This is a genomic window from Streptomyces sp. NBC_01214 (genome assembly GCF_026340975.1).
GTDB lineage: Bacteria > Actinomycetota > Actinomycetes > Streptomycetales > Streptomycetaceae > Streptomyces.
The window spans coordinates 2,992,108-3,017,575 of record NZ_JAPEOS010000001.1; the positions used below are offsets into that span (position 1 = coordinate 2,992,108).

General features: G+C 71.6%; 25 protein-coding genes and 1 riboswitch. Of the genes, 17 read left to right on the forward strand and 8 right to left on the reverse strand.

The features are described 5' to 3' along the window. Positions 1-204 precede the first annotated feature (204 nt). Positions 205-1,689, forward strand: a complete 1,485-nt coding sequence (locus tag OG594_RS14320) for an amino acid permease (RefSeq protein ID WP_266598763.1) — start codon at positions 205-207, stop codon at positions 1,687-1,689. 16 nt (positions 1,690-1,705) lie between these two features. Further along, the gene (locus OG594_RS14325) at positions 1,706-2,161 is read left to right on the forward strand and encodes an Lrp/AsnC family transcriptional regulator (protein WP_007262967.1); all 456 of its coding nucleotides are present in this window, start codon (positions 1,706-1,708) and stop codon (positions 2,159-2,161) included. A 36-nt stretch (positions 2,162-2,197) separates the two neighbouring features. Here OG594_RS14325 and OG594_RS14330 read toward each other — a convergent pair whose 3' ends face one another. Further along, positions 2,198-2,920, reverse strand: coding sequence for a GNAT family N-acetyltransferase (locus OG594_RS14330; RefSeq protein WP_266598765.1), 723 nt, complete (start codon positions 2,918-2,920; stop codon positions 2,198-2,200). 173 nt (positions 2,921-3,093) lie between these two features. Between OG594_RS14330 and OG594_RS14335 the strand changes: the two genes are divergently transcribed. The 4 genes from OG594_RS14335 (at position 3,094) to OG594_RS14350 (ending at position 6,429) form a co-directional block, all read left to right on the forward strand. After that, positions 3,094-3,216 carry a cell envelope biogenesis protein OmpA gene (locus tag OG594_RS14335; RefSeq protein ID WP_266598767.1) on the forward strand — a complete coding sequence of 41 codons (123 nt, stop codon included), beginning with the start codon at positions 3,094-3,096 and terminating at the stop codon, positions 3,214-3,216. Between the two features lie 83 nt (positions 3,217-3,299). Further along, entirely contained in the window at positions 3,300-3,698 is a 399-nt protein-coding gene (locus OG594_RS14340) for a hypothetical protein (RefSeq protein WP_266598769.1), read from the forward strand. Between the two features lie 189 nt (positions 3,699-3,887). Then, entirely contained in the window at positions 3,888-4,688 is an 801-nt protein-coding gene (locus tag OG594_RS14345; protein ID WP_266598771.1) for a carbon-nitrogen hydrolase family protein, read from the forward strand. A gap of 43 nt (positions 4,689-4,731) precedes the next feature. Beyond that, positions 4,732-6,429, forward strand: coding sequence for an NAD(P)/FAD-dependent oxidoreductase (locus tag OG594_RS14350; protein WP_266598773.1), 1,698 nt, complete (start codon positions 4,732-4,734; stop codon positions 6,427-6,429). Between the two features lie 61 nt (positions 6,430-6,490). Here OG594_RS14350 and OG594_RS14355 read toward each other — a convergent pair whose 3' ends face one another. The 4 genes from OG594_RS14355 to OG594_RS14370 all read right to left on the reverse strand — a co-directional run bounded on the left by OG594_RS14355 (position 6,491) and on the right by OG594_RS14370 (position 10,613). Then, entirely contained in the window at positions 6,491-7,099 is a 609-nt protein-coding gene (locus tag OG594_RS14355) for a hypothetical protein (RefSeq protein ID WP_266598775.1), read from the reverse strand. Positions 7,100-7,142: 43 nt separating this feature from the next. After that, on the reverse strand, positions 7,143-7,784 hold the full coding sequence (locus tag OG594_RS14360; protein WP_266598777.1) for a DUF5995 family protein: 642 nt from the start codon (positions 7,782-7,784) through the stop codon (positions 7,143-7,145). 75 nt (positions 7,785-7,859) lie between these two features. Further along, entirely contained in the window at positions 7,860-9,266 is a 1,407-nt protein-coding gene (locus OG594_RS14365; RefSeq protein WP_266598779.1) for a uracil-xanthine permease family protein, read from the reverse strand. Between the two features lie 99 nt (positions 9,267-9,365). Next, entirely contained in the window at positions 9,366-10,613 is a 1,248-nt protein-coding gene (locus OG594_RS14370; RefSeq protein WP_266598781.1) for an MFS transporter, read from the reverse strand. 55 nt (positions 10,614-10,668) lie between these two features. Here OG594_RS14370 and OG594_RS14375 point away from each other — a divergent pair, with 55 nt between their 5' ends. Further along, positions 10,669-11,826, forward strand: a complete 1,158-nt coding sequence (locus OG594_RS14375; RefSeq protein ID WP_266598783.1) for an ROK family transcriptional regulator — start codon at positions 10,669-10,671, stop codon at positions 11,824-11,826. A gap of 19 nt (positions 11,827-11,845) precedes the next feature. Here the strand turns inward: OG594_RS14375 and OG594_RS14380 are convergent, their stop codons facing one another. From OG594_RS14380 to OG594_RS14390, 3 genes are all read right to left on the reverse strand, one after another. Continuing rightward, positions 11,846-12,607, reverse strand: a complete 762-nt coding sequence (locus OG594_RS14380; RefSeq protein WP_266598785.1) for an SDR family oxidoreductase — start codon at positions 12,605-12,607, stop codon at positions 11,846-11,848. Positions 12,608-12,660: 53 nt separating this feature from the next. After that, positions 12,661-13,560: an RNA polymerase sigma-70 factor gene (locus OG594_RS14385; RefSeq protein ID WP_266598787.1), complete on the reverse strand. Its 900-nt coding sequence runs from the start codon at positions 13,558-13,560 to the stop codon at positions 12,661-12,663. A 101-nt stretch (positions 13,561-13,661) separates the two neighbouring features. Further along, entirely contained in the window at positions 13,662-16,037 is a 2,376-nt protein-coding gene (locus tag OG594_RS14390) for a chitinase C-terminal domain-containing protein (RefSeq protein WP_266598789.1), read from the reverse strand. Positions 16,038-16,323: 286 nt separating this feature from the next. Then, a riboswitch (FMN riboswitch) is annotated at positions 16,324-16,454 on the forward strand. A 215-nt stretch (positions 16,455-16,669) separates the two neighbouring features. Between OG594_RS14390 and ribD the strand changes: the two genes are divergently transcribed. The 10 genes from ribD (at position 16,670) to OG594_RS14440 (ending at position 25,269) form a co-directional block, all read left to right on the forward strand. Beyond that, positions 16,670-17,749 carry a bifunctional diaminohydroxyphosphoribosylaminopyrimidine deaminase/5-amino-6-(5-phosphoribosylamino)uracil reductase RibD gene (gene ribD, locus OG594_RS14395; RefSeq protein WP_266602903.1) on the forward strand — a complete coding sequence of 360 codons (1,080 nt, stop codon included), beginning with the start codon at positions 16,670-16,672 and terminating at the stop codon, positions 17,747-17,749. Then, positions 17,750-18,373 (forward strand): riboflavin synthase, encoded by a 624-nt coding sequence (locus OG594_RS14400; protein WP_266598791.1) that lies wholly within the window; start codon positions 17,750-17,752, stop codon positions 18,371-18,373. After that, positions 18,370-19,023 carry a nicotinamide mononucleotide transporter family protein gene (locus OG594_RS14405; RefSeq protein WP_266598793.1) on the forward strand — a complete coding sequence of 218 codons (654 nt, stop codon included), beginning with the start codon at positions 18,370-18,372 and terminating at the stop codon, positions 19,021-19,023. Before OG594_RS14400 ends, OG594_RS14405 begins: the two co-directional genes overlap by 4 nt. Further along, positions 19,020-20,309: a bifunctional 3,4-dihydroxy-2-butanone-4-phosphate synthase/GTP cyclohydrolase II gene (locus OG594_RS14410; protein ID WP_266598795.1), complete on the forward strand. Its 1,290-nt coding sequence runs from the start codon at positions 19,020-19,022 to the stop codon at positions 20,307-20,309. The genes OG594_RS14405 and OG594_RS14410 overlap by 4 nt, the downstream gene beginning before the upstream one ends. Before the next feature lie 64 nt (positions 20,310-20,373). Then, on the forward strand, positions 20,374-20,859 hold the full coding sequence (ribH, locus tag OG594_RS14415; RefSeq protein WP_007262951.1) for a 6,7-dimethyl-8-ribityllumazine synthase: 486 nt from the start codon (positions 20,374-20,376) through the stop codon (positions 20,857-20,859). 35 nt (positions 20,860-20,894) lie between these two features. Continuing rightward, on the forward strand, positions 20,895-21,176 hold the full coding sequence (locus tag OG594_RS14420; RefSeq protein WP_030774590.1) for a phosphoribosyl-ATP diphosphatase: 282 nt from the start codon (positions 20,895-20,897) through the stop codon (positions 21,174-21,176). 56 nt (positions 21,177-21,232) lie between these two features. After that, complete coding sequence (gene hisG, locus OG594_RS14425) at positions 21,233-22,081, forward strand: ATP phosphoribosyltransferase (RefSeq protein WP_266598798.1); 849 nt, start codon at positions 21,233-21,235, stop codon at positions 22,079-22,081. A 76-nt stretch (positions 22,082-22,157) separates the two neighbouring features. After that, complete coding sequence (locus OG594_RS14430) at positions 22,158-22,622, forward strand: PH domain-containing protein (RefSeq protein WP_266598800.1); 465 nt, start codon at positions 22,158-22,160, stop codon at positions 22,620-22,622. 200 nt (positions 22,623-22,822) lie between these two features. Further along, positions 22,823-24,229 carry a hemolysin family protein gene (locus OG594_RS14435; RefSeq protein ID WP_266598802.1) on the forward strand — a complete coding sequence of 469 codons (1,407 nt, stop codon included), beginning with the start codon at positions 22,823-22,825 and terminating at the stop codon, positions 24,227-24,229. Beyond that, complete coding sequence (locus OG594_RS14440) at positions 24,226-25,269, forward strand: hemolysin family protein (RefSeq protein WP_266598804.1); 1,044 nt, start codon at positions 24,226-24,228, stop codon at positions 25,267-25,269. The genes OG594_RS14435 and OG594_RS14440 overlap by 4 nt, the downstream gene beginning before the upstream one ends. Positions 25,270-25,468 lie beyond the last annotated feature (199 nt).

Here is a 25,468-nt window from a genome sequence, read left to right on the forward strand (position 1 = left end):
GTGCGCCAATGTGCAAGGATGGTCCATTACGGGCGGTATCACTCAGCTCGTAGGCTCACTCGCTGTACGTGGAGTGGCGCGGATCGCCTGCTCGGCGGTCCCCCATGAGCAGACCCTTCTTTCGACGGGCCCTGCCCTGCTCCGGATCGTCGCGGTCGACGCCTCCCCTGACCTCCCCGATCCGCAGTGACAAGGAGTCCCCTCGTGCTCGACCACGGCCAGGCGCCACCGCTCGCTTCCGAGGCCCGCAAGCCCGTCAACCCGCTGCTCCGCCGCAAGCCGGTGGAGCAGTTGGTCTCCGAGGGCGGCCAGGGTGAGGGCGGCGCGCTCAAGCGGTCGCTCACCATGTGGCAGCTGACCATGATCAGCATCGGCGCGACCCTGGGCACCGGCATCTTCGTCGTCCTCGGCGAAGCCACCCCGATCGCCGGCCCGGCCGTCTTCATCGCCTTCATCGTCGCGGGCCTGACCGCGCTCTTCTCGGCGCTCTCCTACGCCGAACTCGCGGGCTCGATCCCCGTCTCGGGCTCCTCCTACTCCTACGCCTACGCCACCATGGGCGAGCTCATAGCCTGGATCTGCGGCTGGTGCCTGGTCCTGGAGTACGGCGTCTCCGTCGCGGCCGTCGCCGTCGGCTGGGGCCAGTACCTCAACGAGCTGCTCGACGGCACCCTCGGCGTCACCATCCCGGAGGGCTTCTCCGCCCCGCTGGGCGAGGGCGGCTACATCAACATGCCCGCCCTGGTCGTCGTCCTGCTCTGCATGGTCTTCCTGCTCCGCGGGGCCAAGGAGAGCGCCCGGATCAACTCGATCATGGTCGGCGTCAAGATCGTGACGCTGGCGGTCTTCATCGTCATCGGCTTCATGGGCATCAAGGCCGGGAACTACACCCCGCTGGCCCCGCTCGGCGTCACCGCCATCAGCACCGCCGCATCGATGCTCTTCTTCTCGTACATCGGCTTCGACGCCGCCTCCACCGCCGGTGAGGAAGCCAAGAACCCGAAGAAGGACCTGCCGCGCGCGATCATGCTCTCGCTGCTGATCGTCACCGTGATCTACTGCCTCGTCGCCCTGGTCGCCGTTGGCGCCATGCCGTGGCAGGAGTTCGAGGGCAGCGAGGCCGCCCTGGCCCAGATCATGGAGAACGTCACCGGACACTCCTTCTGGAGCGTCATCCTCGCCGCGGGCGCCGTCGTCGCCATCGCCAGCGTCGTCTTCGCCGTCCTCTACGGCCAGACCCGCATCCTCTTCGCCATGTCCCGCGACGGTCTGATGCCCAAGGCCTTCGCCAAGGTCGACACGAAGACCGGCACGCCCCGCGTCAACACGATCATCGTCTGCCTCTTCTGCGGACTGCTCGCCGCCTTCATCCCCCTGGGTGAACTGGCGAACGCCACCAGCATCGGCACGCTCTTCGCCTTCGGCCTGGTCAACGTGGCCGTCGTCATCCTGCGCTACACCCGCCCGGAGATGAACCGCACCTTCAAGGTCGCGCTCTTCCCGGTCACCCCGATCCTGGGCTTCGTCTTCTGCGCCTACCTGATGGTGGAGCTGCCCGGACTCACCTGGCTGTACTTCGGTGGCTGGATGGTCGTCGGGCTCGTGATCTACTTCTTCTACGGCATGCGCCGCTCCAGCCTGGCCACTGTGGCCGCCCTGGCCGCCACGGCCGAGGAGGCCGCTGAATAGAAGTGATTCACCCCCCGTGCGACTGAACGATCTCGACGAACGCATCGTGCACGCCCTCGCCGAGGACGCCCGCCGCTCCTACGCGGACATCGGCTCCGAGGTCGGGCTCTCCGCGCCCGCCGTCAAGCGGCGCGTGGACCGGCTGCGCGCCGAAGGCGCCATCACCGGCTTCACCGTCCGCGTGGACCCGGCCGCCATGGGCTGGGAGACCGAGGGCTTCATCGAGATCTACTGTCGGCACAACACCTCGCCGGACGACATCCGGCGAGGACTGGAGAGGTACCCCGAGGTGGTGTCCGCGTCGACCGTCACCGGCGACGCGGACGCCCTCGTCCAGGTCTTCGCCTCCGACATGCGCCACTTCGAACGGGTCCTGGAACGCATCGCGGGCGAGCCGTTCGTGGAACGCACCAAGTCGGTGCTCGTCCTCTCCCCGCTCCTGCGCCGCTTCACCTCCGGCGCGCCCGCGTAACGCCTCCCGGCGAGGGCGAGGGCGGGGCCGGGGCGGTCACGCCCCCGGAGTGCGCAGGCCCAGGAAGAGCGGGCTGCGGCGCAGGGCGAAGCCCATCGACTCGTAGAGCCGCACGGCCCCGGTGTTGGCCGCCGCCGCGTGCAGGAACGGGAGCTCCCCGCGCTCACGGACCGCCGCCGCGACCGCGCGTATCAGCCGGCCCGCCAGGCCCCGGCCCCGGTGGTCCGGGTGGGTGCACACCGCGCTGATCTCCGACCAGCCCGCCGGCCGCATCCGCTCCCCGGCCATCGCGACCAGCCGGCCGTCGTGACGGATCCCGAGGTACGTGCCCAGCTCGACCGTCCGGTCCAGGAGCGGGCCCGGCTTGGTCAGCGCCACCAGCTCCAGCATCTCCGGTACGTCACCGAGCCCCAGCACCACCGCCTCCGGCGCCGCCTCGGCCCGTACCGCCCGCCCGTCCAGCTGCACCCCCGGAACCGTCACCAGCGTCTGCCACCCCGGCGGCGGGGTCAGCAGCCCGGTCACCCAGACCTCCTGCCCGGGGCCGGCCAGCGCGGCCAGATCCGCCCACGCCCGCGGGTCCTGCGGATCGGCGAGCGCCGAGAACGGGGACGTGTCCGGCGCGTAGCGGGCCGCCAGACCCGCGGGCCCGAACTCGGCGAAACCGCGGTGCGGCCCGGTCAGCGCGGCCCAGACCGGATTGTCGAGTACCGCGTCGAGCACTTCACTGCCGTACAGCGTGCCGCTCTCGGGGGACATGGGTGCAGGACTCCTCGGGTGGGGCGACGGCGTCCGGCTGGTGACCGCCTTCTTGACGGCCCCGGGCGCCGCCACGAGACTGCGGTGGACGGCCATGACGGACGACGCCCACCACCGGAAGCCTAACCAGCACCGGTCGGGGGCGGCCGAGGACAGGACGGGGGTGGGCGGCGGTGGACACGGCCCGGACGGCGGACACGGACACGCGGGCCCGGACCCTCCGGCGCTGGTGGCTCACCCGGCGCCTGCACATCGACCTCCTGCGGGTGTGCAGCGCCTTCGGCCCGCGCGGCTGACCCCCCAGAGACGAGTGACCCGGACCGGGCGCGCACCGTGCCGCCCGGGGCCCAGCCGTGTTGTCCTCCACGCCAGGAGAGTCATGTCGCACACCGTCCTGCCCCGCACCCCCCTGCCCCGCACCGGCCCGGCGCCCGCCCCGCGGGGCCGCATCGGAGCCGGTTTCTCCCCCGTACCGCACCGCTACCACCTCTACCTCCGCGCCGGCTGTCATCGCTCCCTCCGCGTGACCGACGCCCTCGCCGAGCTCGGCCTGACCCGCTCGATCACCGCCACCGTCCTCGGTACGGAGCCCCGGGAGGCCGAGTACACCGCCCTGCGGCTGGCCTACGAGGCCACCGGCCACCACTTCGACGGCGCCCTGACCGTCCCGGCCCTCGTCGACACCTGGAGCGGCCGCGTCGTCTCCGACCACACCCCCGACATCCTCGACGACCTGCGCTTCCTGGCCACCCACCCGGCCTTCCGCGCAGCCTCGTAGCAAGGGGCCGCACCAGGGGGCGTATGGGGTCCACGAGGGGGCCGGGGCGCTCCGCGCAACGAATCGCCGCGTCAACCAGGGAACACGCAACGAATCGATGCGCGGAGCGCAACGCTCACGGCTTGTCCGGGTCGAACGCGCGAACGTACCGTTTTATGACCCCCTCCCCGCCTGTCACAGAGGTAGCCCATGCCCCCGCTGCGCACCGCCCTCCTCCAGAGCTCCGGCGTTCTCGGCGACACCGCCGAGAACCTCAAGGCGCTCGACGAGGCAGCGGCGCGCGCCGCACAGAGCGGGGCCGGGCTCCTCGTGACCTCGGAGATGTTCCTGACCGGCTACGCGCTGGACCTCCAGGACATCCCCGGCCTCGCCGAGGCCGCCGACGGCGCCTGTGCCCGGGCCATCGGCGAGATCGCCCGCCGCCACGGGATCGCCGTCCTCTACGGCTACCCGGAGAGCGCGGACGGCGTCGTCTACAACGCCGCCCAGCTCATCGGCCCCGACGGCGCGGCGCTGGCGAACTACCGCAAGACCCACCTCTTCGGCTGCTTCGAACAGGACGCCTTCACCCCCGGCGACACCCCCGTCGTCCAGGCGGACCTGAACGGCCTCCGCATCGGCATCATGATCTGCTACGACGTGGAGTTCCCCGAGAACGTCCGGGCGCACGCCCTCGCCGGCACCGACCTCCTCCTGGTGCCGACCGCGCAGATGCACCCGTTCCAGTTCGTCGCCGAACAGCTCGTCCCCGTAAGGGCCTTCGAGAACCAGATGTACATCGCGTACGTCAACCGCACCGGCCCGGAAGGCGAGTTCGAGTTCGTCGGACTCAGCTGCCTGGCGAGCCCCGACGGGGTCACCCGGACCCGGGCCGGCCGCGGCGAGGAGCTGGTGTTCGGCGAGGCCGACCCCGAGCTGCTGTCGGCCTCGCGCGAGAACAACCCGTACCTGCGCGACCGCCGACCCGGGCTCTACGCCTCCCTCGTCTAAGCCCTCTTCTTCCCCCAGCCCTGCCGCAAGGAGACGTACCCCCATGACGTCCACGGTGCCCACCACCGCCGTCCCGCACAGCGACGGACAGCCGCCGATCACCATGTTCGGTCCGGACTTCCCGTACGCGTACGACGACTTCCTCGCCCACCCGGCGGGCCTCGGTCAGATACCGGCGACCGAGCTCGGCACCGAGGTCGCCGTCATCGGCGGCGGGCTGTCCGGCATCATCTCGGCCTACGAGCTGATGAAGATGGGCCTCAAGCCCGTCGTCTACGAGGCCGACCAGATCGGCGGCCGTCTGCGCACCGTCGGCTTCGAGGGCGCCGAGACCGAGGGCCTCACCGCGGAGATGGGCGCCATGCGCTTCCCGCCCTCCTCCACGGCCCTGCAGCACTACATCGACCTCGTCGGCCTGGTCACGGAGCCCTTCCCGAACCCGCTCGCCGAGGCCACCCCCTCCACGGTCGTCGACCTCAAGGGCGAGACCCACTACGCCGAGACGATCGCGGACCTCCCGCAGATCTACCGCGACGTCGCCGAGGCCTGGAACGCCTGCCTCGACGAGGGCGCCGACTTCTCCGACATGAACACCGCGATGCGCGAGCGGGACGTCCCGCGCATCCGCGAGATCTGGGCCAAGCTCGTCGAGAAGCTCGACGACGAGACCTTCTACGGCTTCCTCTGCAAGTCGGAGGCCTTCAAGTCCTTCCGCAAGCGCGAGATCTTCGGCCAGGTCGGCTTCGGCACCGGCGGCTGGGACACCGACTTCCCGAACTCCATCCTGGAGATCCTGCGCGTCGTCTACACCGAGGCCGACGACCACCACCGCGGCATCGTCGGCGGCTCGCAGCAGCTGCCGCTGCGCCTGTGGGAGCGCGAGCCGGAGAAGATCGTCCACTGGGCCCAGGGCACCTCCCTGTCCACCCTGCACGACGGCACCCCGCGCCCGGCGGTCACCCGCCTGCACCGCACGGCCGGCAACCGCATCACGGTCACCGACGCCTCCGGCGACATCCGCACGTACCGCGCCGCGATCTTCACGGCCCAGTCCTGGATGCTCCTGTCGAAGATCGAGTGCGACGACACGCTGTTCCCGATCGACCACTGGACGGCGATCGAGCGCACCCACTACATGGAGTCGTCCAAGCTGTTCGTCCCCGTCGACCGGCCGTTCTGGCTGGACAAGGACGAGGAGACCGGCCGCGACGTCATGTCGATGACGCTGACCGACCGCATGACCCGCGGCACGTACCTGCTGGACAACGGCCCGGACAAGCCCGCCGTCATCTGCCTCTCGTACACCTGGTGCGACGACAGCCTCAAGTGGCTGCCGCTGTCCGCGAACGAGCGGATGGAGGTCATGCTGAAGTCCCTCGGCGAGATCTACCCCAAGGTCGACATCCGCCGTCACATCATCGGCAACCCGGTCACCGTCTCCTGGGAGGACGAGCCCTACTTCATGGGCGCGTTCAAGGCCAACCTCCCGGGCCACTACCGCTACCAGCGCCGCCTGTTCACCCACTTCATGCAGGACCGCCTCCCCGAGGACAAGCGCGGCATCTTCCTCGCGGGCGACGACATCTCCTGGACGGCCGGCTGGGCCGAGGGCGCGGTCCAGACCGCCCTCAACGCCGTCTGGGGCGTCATGCACCACCTCGGCGGGTCCACGGACTCCACCAACCCGGGCCCCGGCGACGTCTACGACGACATCGCCCCGGTCGAACTCCCCGAGGACTGATCCTCCGGGTACCCAAGGCCACGGGCCGTCCCCGCGTGAGCAGCGCGGGGACGGCCCGTTTTCAATGCCCGCGCCACGGCGGGGCCGTACGCCTCCAGACCAGCCGCCAGCGCGCGGCCACCGCGGCGCGTGCGGCCGGCACGTCGTCCTCCGGGCCGGTGGGACGGTACCCCAGGCTCACCCCGCACCCGGCGCACAGCCGGTGGACGCCGTAACCGGCGTGGTACCGCGTCGTGCCGCGGTCCACGTCGCAGACGGGGCAGCTCGCCCACTCCCCGGGCGGGGCGCGCAGGATGCGCGGCATCGTGGCGGTGAGCGGCTCCACGGGGTGGAACTCGGGGTCGGGGCACCAGAGGCGGCGCGTCGGCTCCGGCGGATCCGGGATCCGGACCCCGGCCGCCTTCTGTGCGCATCGCGCGACCACCCAGGTCGCGTGCGCGGCACGCCAGATCTCCCGGGCGGCGTGCAGTTCCTCCACCGCCCTCACCAGCGCGTCCGGATCCTCTTCCAGGTCCGCCGGGATCCGGGCGCTGTGGACCAAGTGGTGGTAGGTCGCACGGACGCCGTACGGCGCGAACTCGGCCACGCAGGTCCGCAACCCGCAGAACCGCTGCACTGGCGCCAGCGAGACGTCGTGCACCCGGAGCCGGTGCGTGGCGAAGCTGGTCATTGCGGGAGCCTAAGGCGGCCCCCGTCCGGCCCGCACCGGGGTTTCAGCCCCGCGGGGTCAGCAGGCAGCGGCCGACCAGGCCCACGCCCGCGTCGAGGGAGTCCGTGAACTCCTCGGCCAGTTCAGGCGCCCGGCGCAGCGTCCACAGCAGACGGGCCGCCGACCAGGCCCCGGCGCGGGCGCGCTCCAGGCTCCACGAGCCGACCAGGTGGGTCAGCGGGTCGGCGATCTCCAACAGGTCCGGACCCGGCATCAGGTCCTCCCGGATGTGCTCCTCCAGCGAGACCAGCGTGTCGCCGACCCGGTCGAAGTCCGCCTCCAGGGCCCGCGGCTCACAGCCCAGCTCACCGCACGTGGCCACCACCGCGAGCGCCAGGTCATGGCCGATGTGCGCGTTGATCCCGGCCAGCGCGTGCTGGAGCGGGCGGATCCCGGGGTGGCGGCGGTACTGCAACAAGGGGCGCCAGCAGGCCGGGGCCCGCTCCGCCTCCACCGCCGTCAGGTACCGCTCCGCGAACCGCACGCTGAGCGTCTGCGCCCGCCGGGGCGCCGGGAAGGCGCCGTGCTCGATCCGCCGGTGCAGGGTCTCCGTCACCGTCAGGTAGACCCGGTTGAAGACGGCGACACCGTCCTGCGGCGGGAGCCGCTCCTCCAGGGCGCGCATCCGCGCCAGCACCGCTTCCATGGGGGCAGGGTCGCAGGCGCCGACACGGATCCGGGGAACTTGGCCGTACGCTTCCCCGGTTCGGGCGAAACACCGTCAACGGCGCTTGTCCTGGTCGTCCCCGGAGTCGTCGTCGCCGGCGTCGTAGCCGGAGGTGCCCGCGTCGAGCAGGGGCTCCTGCTTGAGGTGCGCGGGCGCGAGGTACCACAGCGCGTGGTAGCCGGTGATCACCACGATCGTGCCCAGCGCGATGCCGCCCAGCTCGAAGGTGTCGGTGATCTGCAGCTTCACGCCGCCGATGCCGATGATGATGCCCGCCGCGGCCGGCACCAGGTTCAGCGGATTGCGCAGGTCCACCCCGCCGTTGATCCAGATCTGCGCACCGAGCAGGCCGATCATCCCGTAGAGGATGACCGTGATGCCGCCGAGCACCCCGCCCGGGATCGCGGCGACGATCGCACCGAACTTGGGGCACAGCCCGAAGAGCAGCGCGAAGCCCGCGGCCGCCCAGTAGGCCGCCGTCGAATAGACCCGGGTGGCCGCCATGACGCCGATGTTCTCGGAGTAGGTGGTGTTCGGCGGGCCGCCGACCGCCGTGGACAGCATGGACGCGGCGCCGTCCGCCGCGATCGCCGTGCCCAGCTTGTCGTCGAGCGGATCGCCGGTCATCTCGCCCACGGCCTTGATGTGGCCCGCGTTCTCGGCGATCAGCGCGATTACCACCGGCAGGGCGATCAGGATCGCCGACCACTCGAAGGCCGGCGCGTGGAAGGACGGCAGCCCGATCCAGTCCGCCTTGGCGACCGCCGAGAGGTCGAGCCGCCAGTGGTCGACGGCCGCCTCCCCGCCCAGCGTCGAGTGGATCTTCCCGAAGAGCAGGTCGGAGAGCCAGGAGATCCCGTACCCGAAGAGCAGACCGAGGAAGATCGCGATGCGCGACCAGAATCCGCGCAGACAGACCACGGCCGCCCCCGTGAACAGCATCGTCAGCAACGCCGTCCACTGGTCCTGGGGCCAGTACGTGCTCGCCGTCACCGGCGCCAGGTTGAAGCCGATCAGCATCACCACCGCGCCCGTCACGATGGGCGGCATCGCCGCGTGGATGACGCGGGCGCCGAACCGCTGGACCACCAGGCCCGCCAGGAACAGCGCCACACCGACGACGAAGACGGCGCCCGTGACCACCGCACTGTCCCCGCCCGCGGCCCGGATGGCCGCCGCGACGCCGACGAAGGACAGCGAGCAGCCCAGGTACGACGGCACCCGGCCACGCGTCGCGAGGAGGAAGATCACCGTCGCGACGCCCGACATCATGATGGCCAGGTTCGGGTCCAGGCCCATCAGGACCGGAGCGACGAAACTCGCGCCGAACATCGCCACGACGTGCTGCGCGCCCAGCCCGGCGGTCCGTGGCCACGACAGCCGCTCCTCCGGCCGGACCACCGCGCCGGGGGCGGGAGTCCGCCCGTCTCCGTGCAGGGTCCAGCCCACGCCGAGGCCCATGTTCCGCTCCTTCTTCTCCGGACGGTCGCCGCCGCTCCGGCCGCTCACACATCGAGGCCGCAGCGCACGGGGTACGTGCCACTGCGGCCAGTCGACATATTACGGCCGGGTTTGAGCAGGTTCGTCGAGGTGGGCGGGGCCGGCCTGGGCCGTCGCCCCACCGAGATCGCCCCCAGCCTGCCCCACCGGCGCCCCCGGGCGCAGTACCGCGGCACCGGCGATCAGCGCGAACGCCAGCAGGGTGACCAGCCCGAAGGACACCACCAGCGAGGTCGCGTCCGCCACCGCACCGATCGCCGACGGGGCGATCAGCCCCGAGGTGTACGTGATCGTCGCGACACCGGCGATGGCCTGCGCCGGTGCCGGGCCGCTGCGCCCCGCCGCCGCGAAGGCCAGCGGGACCACCACCGCGATCCCGAGCCCGATCAACCCGAACCCGACCAGTGCACCGGCCGGATGCCGGACCCCGACCACGAGCAGCCCGCCCGCGGTGGCCACCACACCGCCCGCCCGGACCGTGCGCACCGCCCCGAACCGGTCCACGACCCGGTCCCCGACCAGCCGGGCCACGGCCATGGTGAGCGCGAAGGCGGTGGTGGAGGCAGCCGCCAGACCCGCGTCCGTGTGCAGGACGTCCCGCAGGTAGACCGCCGACCAGTCCAGGCTCGCGCCCTCGGCGAAGACCGCGCAGAACCCGACGGCCCCGATCAGCAGCGCCGACTTCGGCGGCAGCGCGAAGTGCGGCGGCGCCTGCGCCCCCTGGTCGGCCCTCAGGTCCAACACGCCCTGTACGGCGAACAGCCCGACCGCCGTCAGGACCAGCGCGGCGACCAGGTGGTGCAGCCGGGCGTCGGCCCCGGTGTGCGCGGCGACGGTACCCGCGGCCGATCCGAGCAGCGCGCCCACGCTCCACATGCCGTGCAGCGAGGACATGATCGAGCGGCCCAGCCGGTTCTCCGTCTCCACGCCCAGCGCGTTCATCGCCACGTCCGACATGCCGGCGGTGGCTCCGTAGACGAAGAGCGCGAAGCACAGGGCGGGCAGGTTCGGGGCGAGGCTCGGCAGGATCAACGAGAGGGTCCAGAGGCAGAGCAGGGCCCGCAGCGCGGCGCGTGCGCCGAGCCAGTGGTTGATCCGGCCCGCCAGCGGCATCGCGAGCGCCGCGCCCACGGCGGGGGCGGCGAGGGCCAGGCCCAGGGTGCCCGCGCTGAGCTGGGCGTTCTCCTGGATCCAGGGGATACGGGTGGCGAAGGAGCCGGTCACGGCTCCGTGGGTGCAGAAGACGGCGGCGATGGCATGGCGGGCATGGCGCAGGCGCGCCGGGCTGAGGTCTGTGTCCCCGGTCATGAGGATTAAACTATCAGGGACCCTGCCTGATAGATAATGGGCCCGACTCCCTAGGATGGGCTCCGTGACTCCTGCCCCCACCACCGCCCCGGCACCGTCGCCCGCCTCGCCCAGCACGGCCCGGGCCATCAACGACCGCCTCGCCCTGCAACTGCTCCAGGAATCCGGGCCGCTGACGGCCACCCAGCTCAAAGCCATGACCGGCCTCTCCCGCCCCTCGGTCGCCGACCTCGTCGACCGGCTCACCGAAGCCGGACTCATCGAAGTCGCCGGCGAATCCGGCGAACAGCGCCGCGGCCCCAACGCCAAGCTGTACGGGATCGTCGCCGACCGCGCCCACCTGGCCGCCCTCGACGTGCGCACCGACCGGGTCACCGCCGTCGTCACCGACCTCCTCGGCCGCCGCCTCGCCGAAGCAGCCCTGCCCGTCGGCGCCCCCGAGGACGCCGTGGCCGCCCTGCTGCGCACCGCACGCGAAGCCGGCGCCGCCGAGCTGCACACCGTCGTCGTAGGCGCCCCGGGCCTGGTCGCCCCGGCCACCGGCGAACTCCGCGACACCAGCGGCCTCCCGGCCTGGCACCGGGACCTGGTCACCGCCCTGCAGCGGAGCCTGCCCGCCGTGGTCGTCGTCGAGAACGAGACCAACCTGGCCGCCCTCGCCGAGCAGCGCCTGGGCGTGGCCCGCGACCTGGACTCCTTCGTCCTGCTGTGGCTCGGCGCGGGCGTGGGCGCGGCCGTGGTCCTGGACGGCCGGCTACGCCGGGGCGCCTCCGGCGGGGCGGGCGAGATCGGCTTCCTCCCGGTACCGGGCACCGCCGGCCTGCCGTCGGCCGAGGACTGCGCGGGCGGATTCCACGCCCTGGTGGGCCGCGAAGCCGTGACCGCGCTGGCGCGCGCGCACGGCTTCGCGGGCCCGGCGGAGGAGGCCGTGGCCGGAGCCGCGGGGGAGCCCTTCCTCGAAGCCCTGGCCGAACGGCTCGCGCTGGGCGCGGCGGCGGCCGCGGCGATCCTGGACCCGGGTTGCGTGGTCCTGGCGGGCGAACTGGGCCGCGCGGGCGGCCCCGCCCTGGCCGCCCGGGTCGCCCACCGCGTGGCGAAACTGACCCCGGTCCCGACGGAGATCCGCGCCACGACCCTGGGCGACCCGGCGGTCCTGGCGGGAGCCGAACTGGCGGCGCGGGAGGCCGCGCAGGCGGTGCTGTTCGGGGCGTAGACGGGAGCGGGGGCCCCGCCTAGCGCCCCCGACCCCGACCCGCCGCGAACTGGGCGAACGTGAGGCGGCCCACCGCGTGGGACGGGGTCAGGTTGCCGCCGCGCTTGAAGCCCGCGTAGGCCTTGCCGGCCAGGGGGACGGGGACCACCCGGCGGTGGCGGCCCGTCGCGGTCAGGTAGGTGCGGGCCAGGTCCGCCAGGGTGTGGATCTCCGGGCCGCCCATGTCCGGGACCCGGCCCGACGGAGTCGGGACCGCCAGTTCCACCAGGCGGTCCGCGACCTCACCGACGGCGATCGGCTGCACCCGCACCCCGCCGGGCATCGGCACCGGCACCAGCGGCAGTTTCGCCGTCGTGTCCACCAGCTGCGCCACCAGATCGTGGAACTGGGTCGTGCGCAGGATGGTCAGGCCCAGCCCCGAGGCCTCCAGCAGCCGCTCGACCTTCAGCTTCGTCCGGTAGTAGCCGAGCGGCACCACGTCGACCCCGACGATCGAGATGTAGACGATGTTGGTGACGGTCCCCGCCCGCCGGGCCGCGTCGATGAGGTGCCGGGCGGCGGCCTCGTCGTCCTTGCCGCCGCCGCGCGGGTTGCTCGCGCAGTGCACGATCACCTCCGCGCCCGCCGTCGCCGCGTCCAGCCCGCTGCCGTCCGTCAGGTCGACGGGGTGGTCCGGGGCGTGCCGGCTCAGCGCACGGACCTCGTGGCCCGCGTGCCGGAGCCGGTCCACGACCGGTACTCCGAGGGTGCCGGTGCCGCCGGTGACGAGGATGGTGCTCACGGGTTCCGCCTTTCGCCGATGTCGTTCCTTCAGCAGCGGAGACCGGACGGCCCTCAGGAATGTGACAGCTGCCGCTGGAGGAATTCCAGCTTCTCCGGGTTGAGCACCGTGCTGAGCCCGCTGACCAGCCCGTTCTCGAATTCCACCAGCAGAACGGCGGTCTCGCCGAAGAGCAGCGCCGGTACCCCGTTGATCTCCGCGACGCTGACCGGCAGGTCCCCGGCGAACTTCTTGAGCACGCCGACCGCGAACCGGGCGACCTTCTCCCGTCCCAGGATCGGCCGCAGTGCCGCGTTGACCACGCCGCCGCCGTCCGACACGAACCGGACGTCGGCCGTCAGCATGCCTTCCAGCCGGGCCAGGTCCCCGTCGCGGGCCGCCGTCATGAAGGTCTCCACGAGGCTCTGCCACCGTTCGGGGTCCGGTTCGAAGCGCCGTTCGGGCTCGGCGGCCCGTTCGGCGGCCACCCGGCCGGCCGCCCGCCGGTAGAGCTGGCGGCAGTTGGCCTCGGTGAGGTCCAGGAGTCCGGCGATCTCCCGGTGGCTGTAGGCGAAGGCCTCGCGCAGTACGTAGACGGCCCGCTCGACCGGCGTGAGCTGTTCCAGCAGTACCAGTAGGGCCATGGACACGCTGTCCCGCTGCTCCGCGGACTCCAGCGGGCCGAGCGTGCCGTCCCCGGTGAGGACGGGCTCCGGGAGCCAGGGGCCGACGTACGCCTCGCGCCGGACCCGTGCCGAGGAGAGGGTGTTGAGGCACAGGTTCGTGACGACCTTGGCGAGCCAGGCGCCGGGGTGCTCGATCTCCTCGCGGTCCGCCGACGCCCAGCGCAGGTACGCCTCCTGCACAGCGTCCTCGGCTTCTGCGGCGGAGCCGAGCATGCGATAGGCGATGCCGAACATCCGGGGACGGTTTTCCTCGAAGTCCGCGTCGGACGCGGTGATGTGTGTGATCACCGGTGCAGCGTACGAGGCCGGGTACATGCGGAACGAGCGAGGACCCGGTGGCCGCCGGGCCACCGGGTCCTCACGTTCACTCGTGGATCAGGGCGCAGGGGTCAGCAGGTGCCCTGGTCCTTCCAGACACCCCATTCACCGGTGGTGCCGGGCTCTTCGTTCTGCGTCCACCACTGGGCCTTCCAGTTGCGGCCCTTGTGGGAGACGAGGTTGCCGCTGTTGTAGACCGTGCCCGCCACGTACGCCGGGTTGGTGCAGGTCCCGCCCGGAGGCGTGGTCGGCGGGGTCGTGGGGGGAGTGGTCGGCGGGGTGGTGGGAGGGGTGGTCGGGGGAGTGGTGGGGGGCTGGGTGCCGCCGCCGGGCTGGACCGTCGTCGTACCGCGGGCCAGGTCGCCGGTGAGGGCGTAGGTGGTGCCGGAGATCTTCACCGTCCAGTTGGAGGGCGTGGACACCGGCAGGTAGTAGTTGAACGCCAGGTCGACGGAGGCGCCGGGGGCCAGGGTCTGCCAGGCCGGGAGCTTCAGGGAGACCCGCTGGAAGTCGCCCTTCAGGCCGCCGACGTTGGTGCCGGTGTGGCCGCTGCTGATCACGGTCGTGCCGAAGCCGGACTGGTCGGAGGCGTTGTTCGGGGCCGAGGTGCCGTAGTCGAACTGGAACTCGGTGCCGCCGGGCAGCGTGGCGTTCGTGTTGTTGGTGATCTTCAGTTTCGGGGTGAGCGGGTAGTTGGAGTCGCCCAGCTTGAACTCGGTGAACTGCGTCTTGATGTCCACGGCCTGGGTGGGCAGGGCGGTGGCGCCCGCCTTCTTCGCGCCGTAGGGGGAGGCCGACTTGAACTTCTGGTACATCGTGTCGGTGAGGGTGTCGCCCATCTCGTACTGGCCCTTGGCCGCGTTGTACGTGTAGTCGCCCGCGAGCTCCCAGACCATCGTGCCGCCGATGCCCTTGTTGATCACGTAGTCGGCCTTGGCGGCCACGGACTGCTCGTCCTCCGTCGAGAGGAAGACCTTCTTCTGGGCGTTCCACAGCCACGGCGCCACCAGGGTGGAGTCGTACTTACGGACGTAGGTGCCGGTCAGCGTGGTGTTCGCCGGGAAGCCGTACCTGGTGACGTAGTCGCCCACGACGCCCTTCTCCAGGTTCTTGGCGTGCCACATCGGGTTGGAGCCCGCCGGGGACTCGACCCCGTTGGTGTCCTTGTCGTGCCACAGGTTGTCGATGCCGACCGCGCCGTCGCCGCACTTGGTCAGGCCCGCGCCGGCCGGGCAGGTGGTCGCGGGGGCCTTGCCCCACAGGCCGTCGGTGCCGCCCTGCACGTTCTTGAAGCCGCGGGTGTAGTAGGGCAGGCCGATGTTGATCCGGCCGCCCGGCATCGAGCCGCGGAAGTAGTGGTACGCCCAGTCGGTGTTGAGGTAGCCGATGCCGCCGTACTGGGAGGTGGAGTAGACGCCGGCGGCGGCGAGTTCGCCGTCCTTGCCGTCGTCGAAGAGCGAGGCGTTGGGGCCGACGTACTCGTTCCAGGCGCCGTGCAGGTCGTAGGACATGATGTTGACGTAGTCCAGGTACTTCTGGACCTGGAACGTCTCCATGCCGCGCAGCAGGTAGCCGGAGGAGGGGGCGGCGACGGAGAGCAGGTAGTGCTTGCCGTCGGCGGCGCCCGCCCGGTCGAGCTTCTCGCGCAGGGACTTCATCAGGGCCGCGTAGCCCTGGACGAGGCCGGCGCGGCGGGCGTTGGCCAGTTGCCAGTCCAGCGGGTTGCCGGCGTCCTTCATGGTGGTCGGGTACTCGTAGTCGATGTCGACGCCGTTGAAGCCGTACTTCCGGATGAACTCGACCGAGGAGTCGGCGAAGGTGTCGATGCCGGCCTGGTTGACCGAGCCGTCGGCGTTCGTGGCCATGGAGTAGAAGCCGCCGGAGGCCACCCGGTTGCCGTCGTCGCCGAAGTAGCCGCCGGTCTCCGCCCAGCCGCCGACCGAGATCAGCGTCTTGACGTTCGGGTACTGCTTCTTGAACTTCGTCAGCTGGTTGAAGTGGCCCTTGTAGGGGAGGGCCGGGTCCATCTCGGCGCCGGCGACGCCGGGCCAGGTCATCCCGGTGGCGGCGTTGTTCGTGCCGTCCGCGCCGACGGAGATCTTGTTGTCGGAGCCCACGTGGGCGAAGGCGTAGTTCAGGTGGGTGACCTTGGACCACGGGATGTTGTTGGCGAGGTAGGCGGGGGCGCCGTCCTTGCCGGTGCGCCAGCCGGTGAAGTATCCGATGACGCGGCGCTGGTGGTCGGCGCCCATCTTCTCGCGGCCTTCGGTGTCGTAGACCGAGCAGTACGGGACGTCCACGCCGGCGGTCTTGTACAGCCCGTCGGGGCGACAGCCCTCGTTGTCGGCCGCGTGCGAGACGCCCGCCGAGAGCCCGCCCACCAGGAGTCCGGCGATTGCGGCGCCGGATGCCAGGAGCATCGCTCTCGTACGTGTGGGGGACAGCATTGTGCCTCCTGGGGAGGGGAGGATGCAGGACACAACTGGACACAAGGTGAAGCAACAGGAGTGGTGCAGAGGCGTGTTGGCCCGCGACGTGCGCACATCTGACGGGCCGTTCCCGGGAAGTTGAAGGGAACGTTAAGAGGACTAGACCACCCCGTCAATAGGTCTGGACCAACCCCGCCCGACTTGACAAAGTCCGCACCGGCGGCGACTTCCTGTGAGCCAGGCCACACCACATCACCCGCATGGCGTCCGATCGGGCATGGCAGACTGGCTGGAGTACCAGTAGCAGCGCACTCCGGGGTCGGTGTAATTCCGAACCGGCGGTTATAGTCCGCGACCCGTCCGCAGCCAGCGGTCGGTTGACCAGGTGAGATTCCTGGACCGACGGTTAAAGTCCGGATGGGAGGCAGTGCGCGGCGGGCCAGTCACCGGTACGCCGCCGTCGGCGGTTCGTCGGCACATCCCTGCGGATGCGCCCGGTCGAACCGTTTTTCCGGCCTCGGCGTCCCCCGTGCGCTGTACCGCTTCATCTGTCGTATCCCGACAGGCCCCGGAGTCCGTGCCCGATGAGGCAGGAGGACCCGGTGGCGACACACGCCGCGCACGCAGCACCCGACGCGGACACCCGTGCCATGCGCCGAGCCATCGAGCTCGCGGCCCGCGGACTCGGCTCCACCAGCCCCAACCCGGTCGTCGGCTGCGTCATCACCGACGCTTCGGGCACGACCGTCGGCGAAGGCTGGCACGAGCGCGCCGGCGGCCCGCACGCCGAGGTCCACGCCCTGCGCGCGGCAGGCGAAGCCGCCCGCGGCGGCACCGCCTACGTCACCCTCGAACCCTGCAACCACACCGGCCGTACGGGGCCCTGCGCCCAGGCCCTCGCAGGCGCCGGGATCACCCGCGTGGTCTACGCCGTATCCGACCCGAACCCGCAGGCCAGCGGCGGCGGAGCCACCCTGCGCGCCGCCGGGATCGACACCACGGCCGGGCTCCTCGCGGACGAGGCCGAGGCGGGCAACGCCGCCTGGCTGACCTCCGTACGCCTGAGCCGGCCGCACGTCACCTGGAAGTACGCCGCCACCCTCGACGGCCGCAGCGCCGCCGCGGACGGCAGCAGCCGCTGGATCAGCTCCGCCGAGTCCCGGGCCGACGTCCACCGACTGCGCGCCGAGGCCGACGCCGTCCTCGTCGGCGGCGGCACCCTGCGCGCCGACGACCCGCACCTCGCCGTCCGCGGCGTCGAGGGCGCCGTGCAGCCGCTGCGGATCGCCCTCGACGCCCGCGCCGCGCTCCGGCCGACCGCCCGCATCCTTGACGACGCCGCGCCCACCCTGCTCGTCGTCGGAGAGGACGCCGACACCCGGCACCTGCCCGGCGTCGAACTGCTCCGGCTGCCCCTGCACGACGGCCGCATCGGCGTCCACGACCTCCTCACCCGCCTCTTCCAGCGCGGCGTGCGCTCCGTCCTGCTGGAAGGCGGGCCCACCCTGGCGGGCGCCTTCCTCGAAGGCGGCGCCGTCGACCGCGTCGTCGGCTACATCGCCCCGGCCCTGCTCGGCGCCGGCCCCGCGGCCCTCGCCGACGCCGGGATCAAGAACATCTCCGGTGCGCAGCGCCTCGACATCACCGAGGCCGTCCGCATCGGCCCCGATCTCCGCATCACCGCAGTCCCCGTCACCGCACCCACCGCCACCGCCACCAAGGAGCACTGAGTGTTCACCGGAATCGTCGAAGAACTGGGCGAGGTCACCGCTGTCGAGGAGCTCGAGGAAGCCTCCCGCTTCCGGCTGCGCGGCCCCCTCGTCACCGAAGGCGCCAAGCACGGTGACTCCATCGCGGTCAACGGCGTCTGCCTCACCGTCGTGGAGACCGCGGACGGCGAGTTCACCGCCGACGTCATGCAGGAGACCCTGAACCGCTCCAGCCTCGGCGCCCTGACCCAGGGCTCCCGGGTCAACCTGGAGCGCCCGATGGCCCTCGGCGGACGGCTCGGCGGCCACCTGGTCCAGGGGCACGTGGACGGCACCGGCGAGATCATCTCCCGGACCCCCTCCGAGCACTGGGAGATCGTCAAGGTCGCCCTCCCGAAGAACCTCTCCCGCTACGTCGTCGAGAAGGGCTCCATCACGGTCGACGGCGTCAGCCTCACCGTGGTCGAGGCCGCCGCCGACTGGTTCACCATCAGTCTCATCCCCACCACCCTCGCGCTGACCACCCTCGGCATCAAGCAGAGCGGCGACCCCGTCAACCTGGAGGTCGACGTCCTCGCGAAGTACGTCGAGCGCCTGCTGGCCGCCGGCGTGAACCCGCTGCACGCGACGGGAGACCAGCGGTGAGCGCCCTGACCTGGCTCAACGCGGAGGCCTTCACCGTCTTCGGCCAGAAGGTCATCTGGTCCGACATGATCGGCAACCTGATGGGACTGGCCGCGCTCGCGCTCGGCTGGCGCCGCTCCATCTGGACCTGGCCCGCCCAGCTCCTCTCCGGCCTGATCCTCATCGCCGCCTACGCCTCCGCCCACCTCGCGGGCGGCGTCGGCAAGCAGCTCCTCGTCATCGGCGTGGCCGTCTTCGGCTGGCGCGCCTGGCAGCGCGGCCGCCAGCGGGCCCAGGACGGCTCCATCGCCGTGCGCACCGCCACCTGGAAGGAGCGCGGGCTCCTCCTGGCCGGCGCGGCGCTCGGCACCCTCGCCGTCGGCGGCCTCTTCACGCTCTTCCCGAACCTCTCGTGGAGCCCGTGGGCCGACGCGTACATCTTCGTCGGCACCATCGTCGCGATGGTCGCCCAGGCCCGCGGCCTCGTCGAGTTCTGGTTCGCCTGGCTCCTCGTCGACCTGGTCGGCGTCCCGCTCGCCTTCAGCAACGGACTCGCCTTCTCCGGCCTCGTCTACGTCGTGTACTTCGCCCTCGTGCTGTGGGGCGCCTACGACTGGTACCAGCGTTCCCGCACCAACCCCGCCCCGGCCCTGGAAGGAGCAACGGCATGACCACCCTCAAGCCCGTGCCCGACATCCCCGAAGAGACCTTCCGCCTCGACCCCGTCGAGCAGGCCATCCGCGACATCGCGGCGGGTCGCCCCATCGTCGTCGTCGACGACGAGGACCGCGAGAACGAGGGCGACCTCGTCATCGCCGCCGAGAAGGCCACTCCCGAGATCATCGCGTTCATGATGAGCGAGTGCCGCGGCCTGATCTGCGCCCCCATGGAGGGCTCCGAGCTGGACCGGCTCGAACTCCCCCAGATGGTCGAGAACAACACCGAGTCGATGAAGACGGCCTTCACCGTCTCCGTCGACGCGAGCGCCGCCCACGGCGTCTCCACCGGCATCTCCGCCGCCGACCGCGCCACCACCCTGCGCCTGCTGGCCGACGGGGTCTGCGAGCCCGGTGACTTCGTCCGCCCCGGCCACGTCTTCCCGCTGCGCGCCAAGCCCGGCGGCGTCCTGGTCCGCAACGGCCACACCGAGGCCGCCGTCGACCTCGCCCGCCTCGCGGGCCTGCGCCCGGCCGGCGCCATCGTGGAGATCGCCGGCGAGGACGGCGTCATGCTGCGCCTGCCCGAGCTGATCCCCTTCGCCCGCAAGCACGGCCTGACGATCATCTCCATCGAGGACCTGATCGCCTACCGCCGCTCCGCCGAGCCCACCGTGCGCCGCGAGGCCGAGGTCAGCCTGCCGACCGCCTTCGGCGAGTTCACGGCGTACGGCTACCGCTCCACCGTCGACGGCGTCGAGCACGTCGCCCTCGTCCACGGCGAGATCGGCGACGGCTCCGACATCCTCGTCCGGATGCACTCCGAGTGCCTGACCGGCGACATCTTCGCCTCCCAGCGCTGCGACTGCGGCCCCCAGCTGCACGCCTCCATGGAACGCATCAAGACCGAGGGCCGCGGCATCGTCGTCTACCTGCGCGGCCACGAGGGCCGTGGCATCGGACTCCTGTCCAAGCTGCGCGCGTACGAGCTCCAGGAGCGCGGCCGCGACACCCTCGACGCCAACCTGGAGCTCGGCCTGCCCGCCGACGCCCGCGACTACGGTGCCGGCGCCCAGATCCTCGCTGACCTCGGCGTGCACGGCGTGCGGCTGATGACCAACAACCCCGAGAAGTCCGACGCCCTCGTCCGGCACGGCATCACGGTCACCAGCCGGGAGTCGATGCCGATGGAGGCCGGCGAGCACAATCTGCGGTACCTGCGCACCAAGCGGGACCGGATGGGTCACGACCTGCCCTGGCTGGACGGGCCCGTGACCACCTCCGCCTGCGGCAACCAGTAAGCACGCACCACCCCCGTACGCACATCCCCACCCCACCCATCACGAACCACCGAGGAGCAGAGCTGTGAGCGGCAAGGGCGCACCCGAACTGAGCGTGAAGAACTGCGGAGACCTCCGAGTCGCCGTGATCGCGGCCCAGTGGCACGAGAAGGTCATGGACGGACTGGTCGACGGAGCCCTGCGGGCCCTGCACGAGCTGGGCATCGACGAGCCCACCCTGCTCCGGGTCCCCGGCAGCTTCGAGCTCCCGGTCGTGGCGAAGGTACTCGCCGGTCGCGGTTACGATGCCATCGTCGCCCTCGGAGTGGTCATCCGCGGCGGCACCCCGCACTTCGACTACGTCTGCCAGGGCGTCACCCAGGGCCTGGTACAGGTGTCGATCGACACCGGAGTCCCCGTCGGCTTCGGAGTACTGACCTGCGACAACGACGAGCAGGCGCTGGACCGCGCCGGCCTCGAGGGGTCGAACGAGGACAAGGGGCACGAAGCGGTCACCGCCGCCGTCTCCACCGCCATGACCCTGCGCACCGTCAGCGAACCCTGGCGCTGAGTGGCGACGGGGAACCCCGTATTCTGAGGACCATCATGGCTGACAAGACCCCCAAGACCTTCGAGGAGCTCTTCACCGAGCTCCAGCGCAAGGCCGCCGAAGGCGACCCCAGCACTTCCCGCACCGCCGAGCTCGTCCACAAGGGCGTCCATGCCATCGGCAAGAAGGTCGTCGAGGAGGCCGCCGAGGTCTGGATGGCCGCCGAGTACGAGGGCAAGGAAGCCGCTGCCGAGGAGATCTCCCAGCTGCTCTACCACGTCCAGGTGATGATGGTGGCGCGCGGGATCTCCCTCGACGACGTCTACGCGCACCTCTGAACCCCGGCACGCACACCCGCCCGCACATCCGCAATCCACGCACCAAAGGAAGCCCCATGCTGCGCATCGCCGTCCCCAACAAGGGTTCACTCTCAGGACCGGCGTCGGCGATGCTCCATGAGGCCGGCTACCGGATGCGCAAGGAGTCCAAGGAGCTCGTGGTCGTCGACCCCGAGAACGAGGTCGAGTTCTTCTACCTCCGCCCCAAGGACATCGCGATCTACGTCTCCTCGGGCAGGCTCGACATCGGCATCACCGGCCGCGACCTGCTGCTCGACTCCGGCGCCAGCGCCGAGGAGATCCTGCCGCTGAACTTCGGCCGCTCCACCTTCCGCTACGCCACCACCCCCGGCACGGCGAAGGGTCCCGAGGACTTCAGCGGGATGACGATCGCGACCTCGTACGAGGGAATCGTCGCCAAGCACCTCGCCGAGAAGGGCATCGACGCCTCCGTCGTGCACCTCGACGGTGCGGTCGAGACCGCCATCCAGCTCGGCGTCGCCCAGATCATCGCGGACGTCGTCGAGACCGGCACCAGCCTGCGCAACGCCGGCCTGGAGGTCATCGGCGAGCCGATCCTCACCTCCGAGGCCGTCGTCATCCGCGGCAACGGCGCCGACGCCGACGACCCGCAGGTCCAGCAGTTCCTGCGCCGCCTGCAGGGCGTCCTGGTGGCCCGCAGCTACGTGATGATGGACTACGACTGCCGCGCCGAGCACCTGGAGCGCGCGGTCGCCCTCACCCCCGGCCTGGAGTCGCCGACCGTCTCCCCGCTGCACAACGAGGGCTGGGTCGCCGTCCGCGCGATGGTCCCCGCCAAGGAAGCGCAGCGGATCATGGACGACCTGTACGAGCTCGGCGCGCGCGCGATCCTCACCACCTCGATCCACGCCTGCCGCCTCTAGTCCGTCCCTTGGGCCGGCGTGCCGCACCGGCACGCCGCCCACCGACCCGCACGCCACCTCCAGAAGGCACCGCACCATGGCCGAGTCCGCCGCCCAGCCCGCCCCACCCACCCTGCCGGTCACCTTCCGGCCGACCCGCACCCGGGTCGTCCTGCTGGGCGTCGGCCTCGCCATGTTCGTCACCATCACGGCGATCGCCCTGCTGCTGGAGAACCTCAGCCCCGGCGAGCGGATCAGCTTCGTCTTCACCGCCGTCCTGCTGAGCTCCGTACTCGTCCTGCTCAGCCGCCCCAAGGTGGTCGCGGACGAGAGTGGCGTCACGGTCGTCAACCTGACCAACACCCGCCGCCTGGAGTGGGCCGAGATCCTGCGGGTCAACCTCCGCCCGGGCGACCCGTGGGTGTTCCTCGACCTCAGCGACGGCACCAGCCTGCCCGCCCTCGGCATCCAGCCGGGCATCGCCAAGCAGCAGGCGATCGGCGACGCCCGCGCCCTGCGCACCCTGGCCGAAACCCACGGAACGGGCACCGGCGACCACTGAGTCGGCCGATCCCCACGGCTGCGTACCGTTGCGGCCGGGATCTCAATGACTACCCTGGTGGCGGGGCGCAGCTGTGCGCCCTCCCACCGGCCCCGGGACCTCGTGGCCCGTGGGCACCTGCGACTTGAGGAGTGACTCCCTCCAGCAATGGACGGATCGTCCGGTAGTACCCGCGCCGCCCTCCCTCCGGAGGCGGCGGCATGACCATCCCGCTACTTCTGCTCGCGGCGGCCTTCGCCCTCATCCTCGCCAACGGTTTCTTCGTGGCCGCCGAGTTCGGCCTCGTCACCGTGGAGCGACCCGACGCCGAACGCGCCGCAGCCGACGGTGACCGCCGTGCCCGCACGGTGGTCAAGGCCCTACGGGAGCTGTCCTTCCAGCTCTCCGGCACCCAACTCGGCATCACCATCACCTCCCTCGTGGTCGGCATGCTCGCCGAGCCCGCCCTCGCCGCACTGCTGGCCGGGCCGCTCGCCGCGACCGGCCTACCGAAGGGAGCCGTCTCCGGCGTCGCCGTCGTCATCGGCATGCTGCTCGCCTCCGCCGTCCAGATGGTCGTCGGCGAGCTCGTCCCGAAGAACTGGGCGGTCTCCCGGCCACTTCAGGTGGCCCGCTTCGTCGCCGGCCCCCAGCAGGTCTTCTCCCGCGCCTTCCGCCCGGTCATCGCCGGCCTCAACGCCGTGGCCAACCGCCTCGTGCGGGCGCTCGGCGTGGAACCGACCGAGGAGATGGCGTCCGCCCGGACCCCCGGCGAGCTGCTCTCCCTGGTCCGCCATTCGGCCCAGGCCGGCGCCCTCGAACAGGACACCGCCGACCTCTTCGTCCGGACCCTCTCGCTGGGCGAGCTCACGGCCCAGCACGTCATGACCCCCCGGGTGAAGGTCAGCGCCCTGATGCACACGGCCACCGCGGCCGACGTGCTCAACCTGACCCGTGCCACGGGCCTGTCCCGCTTCCCGGTCTACCGCGACCGCATCGACGAGATCACCGGCGTCGTCCACCTCAAGGACGCCCTCGCCGTGCGCGAGTCCGAACGCGACCGCACGAGCGTGAGCCGGATCTGCGTCGCCCCACTGCTGGTGCCCGGCTCCCTGCCGGTGCAGCCGCTGCTGGAGCGGTTGCGCAGCGAGCAGCCGATGGCCGTGGTCGTCGACGAGTACGGCGGTACCGCCGGCGTCGTCACGCTGGAGGACATCGTGGAGGAACTCGTCGGCGAGGTCCGCGACGAGCACGACCTCGCCGAGGACGAGACCCCCGAACTGGCCGCGGTACCGTCCGAGGACGGCCGCCCCTCCTGGGAGGCCGACGGCAGCTGCCGGGTGCAGACCCTGCGCCGCATAGGCCTGGACGTGCCCGAAGGCCCGTACGAGACCGTCGCCGGCCTCGTCGCCGACCTGCTCGGCCGGATCCCCGCCCCCGGGGACCGCGCGGAACTCCCCGGCTGGAAGCTGTCCGTCCGCCGCGTCGGCCGCAACCGTGCCGAGCGGGTCCGGCTGGTCCGACTGGCGGCGGTGCCCGCGGCCGGCGCGTACCGGCCCGTGCCCGCGGCCGACGGCGCGGCCGTGCCCGAACCGCAGCGGGCCGAGCTGGAAGGCGCCGCCCGATGAACGCGCTCCAACTCCTCTTCGCCCTGTTGCTGGTCCTCGCCAACGGGTTCTTCGTCGGCGCCGAGTTCGCGCTCGTCTCCGTACGGCGCAGCCAGATCGAGCCCCTCGCGGCCGATTCCAAGCGGGCCCGCCAGGTGCTCCACGGCCTGGAGAACCTGCCGCGCATGATGGCCGCGGCGCAGTTCGGCATCACCGTGTGCTCGCTCACACTCGGCGCGGTCGCCGAGCCCACCGTGGCCCGGCTGCTGGAGCCCGTCTTCCACGCCGTCCACGTACCGCAGGGCCTGATCCACCCCCTCGGCTACGCGTTCGCGCTCAGCGCCGTGGTCTTCCTGCACCTGGTGATCGGCGAAATGGTGCCGAAGAACCTGGCCATGGCCGCCCCGGAGAAGACCGCCCTGTGGTTCAGTCCCGGCCTGGTCGCCTTCGCCCGCCTGTGCGGGCCGGTCACCAGCGCGCTCGGTGCCTGTGCCGCGCTCGTCCTGAAGCTCTTCAAGGTGGAGCCCAAGGACGAGGTCGAGGCCGTCTACACCTCCGCCCAGCTGGGCCGGCTCCTCAAGGACTCCCGGCAGGCCGGGCTCCTGGAGCCGGTCGAGCAGGAGCGCCTGGAGGACGCGCTGGAACTGGGCAGCCGTCCCGTCACCGACGTCCTCCTCGGCCCGGACCGGCTGGTCACGGTCGGCCCGGCGGTGACCCCGCGGCAGATCGAGCAGCTGACCGTGCGCACCGGCTACTCCCGTTTCCCCGTCCGTGCCGACAGCGGCGCCTTCATGGGCTACCTGCACGTCAAGGACGTACTGGACCTGGAGGACCGGGAGCGGGCCGTCCCGCAGCGGGTCTGGCGCCGGATGACCACGCTGTGCTCCACCGTTGCGCTGGACGACGCCCTCGGCGTCATGCGCCGGGATGCCACGCACCTCGCGCAGGTGGCGGACCCGGGGGGCCGGGTCCTCGGCCTGGTCGCCCTGGAGGACGTCCTCGAAATGCTGGTCGGCGAGGTCCGCGACCCGGCCCACCGGGTGGCGCCCGCCCGCCGCTAGGCCGTGTCCGCCCCCGGGCCCGTGAGGGTCCGGGGGCGGAGTCGGGTGTGAGGTCGGTCACTCGGAGTCGGTTCGGGCGCGTCCCGATGAACCGCGATCGAGCCCCGGCCGTCTTGATGGCCGGATCGTCGGTTCGGGTACTTGAGTTGGACTTCACGGGTCGCGGCACGGAACACTACGGCCCTGGGGATCTTCTGGT

What these genes read in the sequence shown, in the direction of transcription:
- OG594_RS14410 (WP_266598795.1), top strand. Translation starts at nt 19,020, where the DNA reads ATGACCACCCTCAAGCCCGTGCCCGACATCCCCGAAGAGACCTTCCGC.
- OG594_RS14430 (WP_266598800.1), top strand. Translation starts at nt 22,158, where the DNA reads ATGGCCGAGTCCGCCGCCCAGCCCGCCCCACCCACCCTGCCGGTCACC.
- OG594_RS14375 (WP_266598783.1), top strand. Translation starts at nt 10,669, where the DNA reads ATGGGCTCCGTGACTCCTGCCCCCACCACCGCCCCGGCACCGTCGCCC.
- OG594_RS14435 (WP_266598802.1), top strand. Translation starts at nt 22,823, where the DNA reads ATGACCATCCCGCTACTTCTGCTCGCGGCGGCCTTCGCCCTCATCCTC.
- OG594_RS14340 (WP_266598769.1), top strand. Translation starts at nt 3,300, where the DNA reads ATGTCGCACACCGTCCTGCCCCGCACCCCCCTGCCCCGCACCGGCCCG.
- hisG (WP_266598798.1), top strand. Translation starts at nt 21,233, where the DNA reads ATGCTGCGCATCGCCGTCCCCAACAAGGGTTCACTCTCAGGACCGGCG.
- OG594_RS14420 (WP_030774590.1), top strand. Translation starts at nt 20,895, where the DNA reads ATGGCTGACAAGACCCCCAAGACCTTCGAGGAGCTCTTCACCGAGCTC.
- OG594_RS14355 (WP_266598775.1), bottom strand. Translation starts at nt 7,099, where the DNA reads ATGACCAGCTTCGCCACGCACCGGCTCCGGGTGCACGACGTCTCGCTG.
- ribD (WP_266602903.1), top strand. Translation starts at nt 16,670, where the DNA reads ATGCGCCGAGCCATCGAGCTCGCGGCCCGCGGACTCGGCTCCACCAGC.
- OG594_RS14360 (WP_266598777.1), bottom strand. Translation starts at nt 7,784, where the DNA reads ATGGAAGCGGTGCTGGCGCGGATGCGCGCCCTGGAGGAGCGGCTCCCG.
- OG594_RS14350 (WP_266598773.1), top strand. Translation starts at nt 4,732, where the DNA reads ATGACGTCCACGGTGCCCACCACCGCCGTCCCGCACAGCGACGGACAG.
- OG594_RS14440 (WP_266598804.1), top strand. Translation starts at nt 24,226, where the DNA reads ATGAACGCGCTCCAACTCCTCTTCGCCCTGTTGCTGGTCCTCGCCAAC.
- OG594_RS14370 (WP_266598781.1), bottom strand. Translation starts at nt 10,613, where the DNA reads ATGACCGGGGACACAGACCTCAGCCCGGCGCGCCTGCGCCATGCCCGC.
- OG594_RS14390 (WP_266598789.1), bottom strand. Translation starts at nt 16,037, where the DNA reads ATGCTGTCCCCCACACGTACGAGAGCGATGCTCCTGGCATCCGGCGCC.
- OG594_RS14330 (WP_266598765.1), bottom strand. Translation starts at nt 2,920, where the DNA reads ATGTCCCCCGAGAGCGGCACGCTGTACGGCAGTGAAGTGCTCGACGCG.
- OG594_RS14345 (WP_266598771.1), top strand. Translation starts at nt 3,888, where the DNA reads ATGCCCCCGCTGCGCACCGCCCTCCTCCAGAGCTCCGGCGTTCTCGGC.
- OG594_RS14365 (WP_266598779.1), bottom strand. Translation starts at nt 9,266, where the DNA reads ATGGGCCTCGGCGTGGGCTGGACCCTGCACGGAGACGGGCGGACTCCC.